Below are 4,477 nucleotides of genomic sequence, written 5' to 3'. Positions count from 1 at the left end.
CTGAAGGGGGTCGGGGGGCCGTAAGGGGGGAAGCGGCTGGCGTAGACCGTCTCGTCCCAGCCGAGTGGCAGGGTGAGCGGCACCAGGACTGCGGCGGACAGCGCCAGCAGGGCGCAGACGGCCGCCAGCTTGCGGGCCTCCCGCCGCAGGGCGCTCGGTGAGCCCGGCGCCGCGGCCGTGGCACCGGTGCCGACGGCGGCGAGCCCTCTGATCCCCCGGGGGGCGAGGAGCCCGCCGGGGACCGGCACCGTGCGGCCGAAGGTCGGTGCTCTGCCCGGCGTTCTGCCCGGCATGGCGTTCACGAGGCCTCCACCCGGTCGTCCTGCGGCCTGCGGTCTGCCCCCCGCCCGCCGTTGTACCAGCGCGCCGGCCGGGGCGGCGCGCGCCCGCGCGGCGGCCGCACCGATCGGACGACGGCCGTACGGCAGCCGGCCTACGGCCGCGTCCCGGCCGGAGGCGGGTGCGGACGGGTGCGGACAGGCGCAGGCGGGCGCGGGTCGGCGCGGGCGGAAAGGGAAGGGGGCGCTCGGGAAGATCCGTGCGCTGTGACGCACGCCCCATGTGCGCGGTCCGCCGCCTCCGGCAGGGCCCCGGGCACACCCGCAGCGGCGGCCCGGACCACCCCGGGGGCGGATGCGAGGAAGACGGGAAGCAGCCGTTGACCTGGTCGTTCGCCCGCACGAGCGCACCGGTGCCGCCTGCCGCGGGCAGGGCGCGGAGGGCCGCCGGACGGGCCCGCGAGACGGGGTGCCGGACGGGCCGCGGGGCGGATCCGGGCCCACCGGAGTCCTGGCCTCCCGATACGGAAGATGTCTCAAGTAGGCTACGGGACCGTTGCCGTCCGGCAAGGATGCCGGAAACCGTGACACCCGCCGATGCTGTCGACCGGGTTCGTACGAAGAAGCGGAGTACAGCGGTGGTGCGGATCGAACTGGGAACCGCGGTGGCCGTTGCCCGGGAGATCTCCGAGGAGGTCCTGGCCCCGCAGGCCGCGGCGGTCGACGCGGAGCAGCGGTGGCCGAAGGAGGGCATGGCGGCCCTGCTGGCCCGGCTGGGCGGGCTGGTGGTGCCCGAGCACTCCGGCGGCATGGGGCACGGGCTGCTGGCCGTGGCGCAGGTCGGCGAGGCGACGGGCCGGGCCTGCGCCTCGACGTCGATCTGCTTCGGCATGCACCTGGTCGGCTCGGCGGTGATCGCCGCCCAGTCCGACACCGTCCAGCGGGAGCGGTACCTGGAGCCCATCGCCGCCGGAGAGCACCTGACGACGTTGGCCCTGTCGGAGCCCGGGACGGGCGGCGAGTTCTGGCTGCCGCAGACGCGCATGGAACGCGTCGGGCACCCCGGCGGCGACCGGCTGCGGCTGACCGGCTCCAAGAGCTTCGTCACCAACGGCGGCCACGCCGACTCCTACGTCCTGTCCACGATCGCCGTGGGGCCGAGGACGCCGCCCGGCCAGTTCTCCTGCACGGTCGTCGACGCCGGTACGCCCGGCCTTCAGTGGGGTCCCGAGTGGCACGGCTTCGGCATGCGGGGCAACGCCTCGCGCGGCCTGGAGCTGCCCGGGGTGGAGATCCCCGCCGAGTGCCTGCTGGGGCAGGAGGGCGACGAGATCTGGTACATGTTCAACGTCGTCGCCCCCTACTTCCTGATGGCCATGTCCGGCACCTACCTGGGCGTCGCCGCGGCCGCCCTGGAGGAGACCCGCGCCCATCTGATGCGGCGGCGCACGCGCGCAGGCCACACCCTGGCCGGCAACCCGGTCGTGCAGCACCGGCTGGGCACGATGTGGGCCCGGGTGGAGCGCACCCGGCGGCTGATCTACCAGGCCGCCGCCGAGGCGGAGCTCGGCGGCCCCGATGCCCTGCCGGGACTGGCCTCGGCCAAGGCCGAGGTCGCCGACGCGGCCGAGGCCACCGTGAACGACGCCCTGACCCTGGTCGGCGGGATCGGCTACGGGACGGACTCGCCGCTGCAGCGGATGCTGCGCGACGCCCGCGCCGCCCATGTGATGGCCCCGGTCACCGACGTACTGCGGGTGTGGGCCGGCAAGGCGCTGCTGGACGAACCGCTGCTGGAAGGCTGACGGGGTACTGACGATGTCCGCAGAGAGAACCCGCATCCTGCTGGTGGACGTCCTCCCCGAGACCGCGGAGGACTTCGAGGCCGCGTTCGGCAGGGAGGCCGCGTCCGGCCAGGAGGCCGAACTGGTCCACGTCACGTCCGCGAGCGTCCTGGAGCACACCGAGGGGACGCCCGGCGAACGCCGGCCCGCCGTGGTGGTGGTGGGCCGCCGGGTGCCGTCCCCGGTCGGCCTGATCCACGCGCTGCGTCCCCATCCGGCGGACCTGGCGGCGGTGGTGGTCGCCACCTCCGCCACCGATTCCCGGCTCACCACGCTGCCGATACTCTTCTCCGCCGACCTCGTGCGCCGGATCCCGGACGCGCGGGCCGACCTGCTGCCGCAGACGGCCCGCGAACTGCTGGAGGGCGTGACCCGGCGCCGCGCCGAGACCGCGGTGCGGGCCGCCGCCCAGCGGCAGCTCGTCACCGGCACGGTGATGGGCCGGCAGCTGGGGGAGCGGCTGCTGGGCGAGTTCCTCACCCAGGCCCCGATCGGCGCGCTCATGCTGGACGACGACGGCGCGGTGCTCGCCTGGAACCACCGGGCCGCGGACGTCCTGGAGCTGGACGACCACGGCTCGCTCCGCCGTCCGCTGGCCGACCTGTTCCCGCCGGACGCCCGCGCCACGCTGCGGCAGCACCTGGCCACCGCCCGGGAGCAGTCCGCGCCCGGCCCCGACGTGGTCTTCGAGCGCACCAGATCCGACGGCACCTCGCAGGCCATGCGCATAGCCCCCCAGAAGGTGACGGACTCCGGGGGCCGCGAGCGCGTCCTGGTGCTCGCCGAGGACGTCACCGACCGCCTGCACGCGCAGCGCAAACTCGCCGAGCGCACCGGCCACGCCCTGCTCAGCGCGGAGGTCGCCGCCGCCATGACGGCCTCCGGGCCGCTGGCCGAGCGCCTGCACCGCTGCGTACGGGCCACCGCGGACCGGCTGGGCGCCGACCGCGCCTGCCTGTGGACCCTGACGCCGTCCGGCAGACCCGAGCCCGCCGCCTGCGCCGACGTCGACCGCACCACAGCCGCCGACCGCCTCCACCCCGGACACGCGGACGAGGAACTGGTCGGGCGGATCGTCGACCACAAGCGCCCCCATCTGGACCTCACGCCCCCCGACGGCCGGCGCGCCGGGTCCGGTCGCCCGGCGGGTTCCTTCGCCGGTTATCCGCTGGTCTCCGGCGGGGAGCTGATCGGTGTGCTGACCCTGAGCACCCGGCTGGCCCTGCCCGGCTCCACACTGTCCATCCTGGAGAACATCGCCGACCAGGTGGCGGTCGGCATCCAGCGGGACCGCCTGCTGCACCGGCTGCGCGCCACCACCCAGGCCCTGGAGCGCCCGCTGCTCCCGCCCCGCCTGCCCGAGCTGCCCGGTTTTGACCTCGCCGCCCGCTACCACCCCTTCGGCAGCGGCCTGCACATCGGCGGGGACTTCTACGACGCCTTCGCCGCCCCCGACGGCCGGTACGTCCTGGCCCTGGGCGACGTCTGCGGCAAGGGGCCCGGCGCCGCGGCCATCACCGGCCTGGTCCGCCACACCCTGTGGGCGGCGGCCCAGCACACCACCGATCCCGAGCACGTCCTGGGCCTGGTCAACAACGCGCTGCGGCGCCAGAACACCCCCTTCTGCACCCTCGCCTACGCCGTTCTGGAGCCGCCCTCCGATCCGGCGGCCACCTCGGGCCCCTCCGGCACCGCCCGCGTCCGCATCGCCTCCGCCGGACACCCCGCCCCGCTGCTGCGCCGCGCCGACGGCCGTGCCGTGCCGCTGGAGGTGCGCGGCCCGCTGCTGGGCGTCCTGGACGAGCTGCACCACCCGGTGACCGAGGTGGAGCTGCGGCCGGGCGAGACCCTGGTCTTCTACACCGACGGCTTCACCGAGGGCGCCGGGGCGGAGGACCGCCGCGAGCCCGAGGACCTCTCCGCCCTGCTCGCCGGACGCCCGTCGGCGCCCGCCGACGGGCGTCCCGCCGACCGCGTGGTGGCCGCCCTGCTGGAGGACGCCCACTCCTGGTGGGGCGAGCGGCTCCGCGACGACCTGGCCGTCCTGGCGCTCAGCCGGCTGGGCTGAGCGCCGCCGCCCGTCTCCGACGGGCCCGCCTCCGGGGATCCCGCTCTCAGGGGCGGGTGCGGAGGTTGGTGCCGTTCAGGCACAGGGCGATGTTGCGGACCGCGGCGGTGAGCTCCTCGATCACCCGCGCGGCCTGCTCGGCGTCGTGGAAGGCGGGACGGTCGGCGGCCCCGGACAGGGAGCTGCTGAGGTCCTCGGTGAGCCGCCGCATCGCGTCCAGTTCCTCGGCGGGCGGCACGGCGGGCGCTTCGGACGCCGACGGCGGGGCTGAAGGGGTCGCCGGGGCC

The 4,477-nt window shown here is 76.0% G+C and carries 2 protein-coding genes and 2 pseudogenes; 2 read left to right on the top strand and 2 right to left on the bottom strand.

Annotated features, from left to right (window positions below; all coding sequences use genetic code 11):
* Positions 1–293: pseudogene (locus tag L7D48_RS26360) on the bottom strand (hypothetical protein); the annotation flags it as partial.
* Positions 294–862: 569 nt separating this feature from the next.
* Between L7D48_RS26360 and L7D48_RS26355 the strand changes: the two are divergent.
* Both L7D48_RS26355 and L7D48_RS26350 read left to right on the top strand, forming a co-directional pair.
* A complete protein-coding gene (locus L7D48_RS26355; protein ID WP_237883215.1) occupies positions 863–2,083 on the top strand; it encodes an acyl-CoA dehydrogenase family protein in 1,221 nt (406 codons plus the stop codon).
* A 13-nt stretch (positions 2,084–2,096) separates the two neighbouring features.
* On the top strand, positions 2,097–4,190 hold the full coding sequence (locus L7D48_RS26350) for a SpoIIE family protein phosphatase (protein WP_237883213.1): 2,094 nt from the start codon (positions 2,097–2,099) through the stop codon (positions 4,188–4,190).
* 46 nt (positions 4,191–4,236) lie between these two features.
* Here L7D48_RS26350 and L7D48_RS26345 read toward each other — a convergent pair.
* Positions 4,237–4,477, bottom strand: a pseudogene (locus L7D48_RS26345) (hypothetical protein); the annotation flags it as partial.

This window comes from Streptomyces sp. ICN903 (assembly GCF_022015835.1).
In the GTDB taxonomy this organism is placed as follows: Bacteria; Actinomycetota; Actinomycetes; order Streptomycetales; family Streptomycetaceae; genus Streptomyces; species Streptomyces fenghuangensis.
Note: the sequence above shows the minus strand (reverse complement) of the source record. Positions and strands in the feature narration are given on the sequence as shown.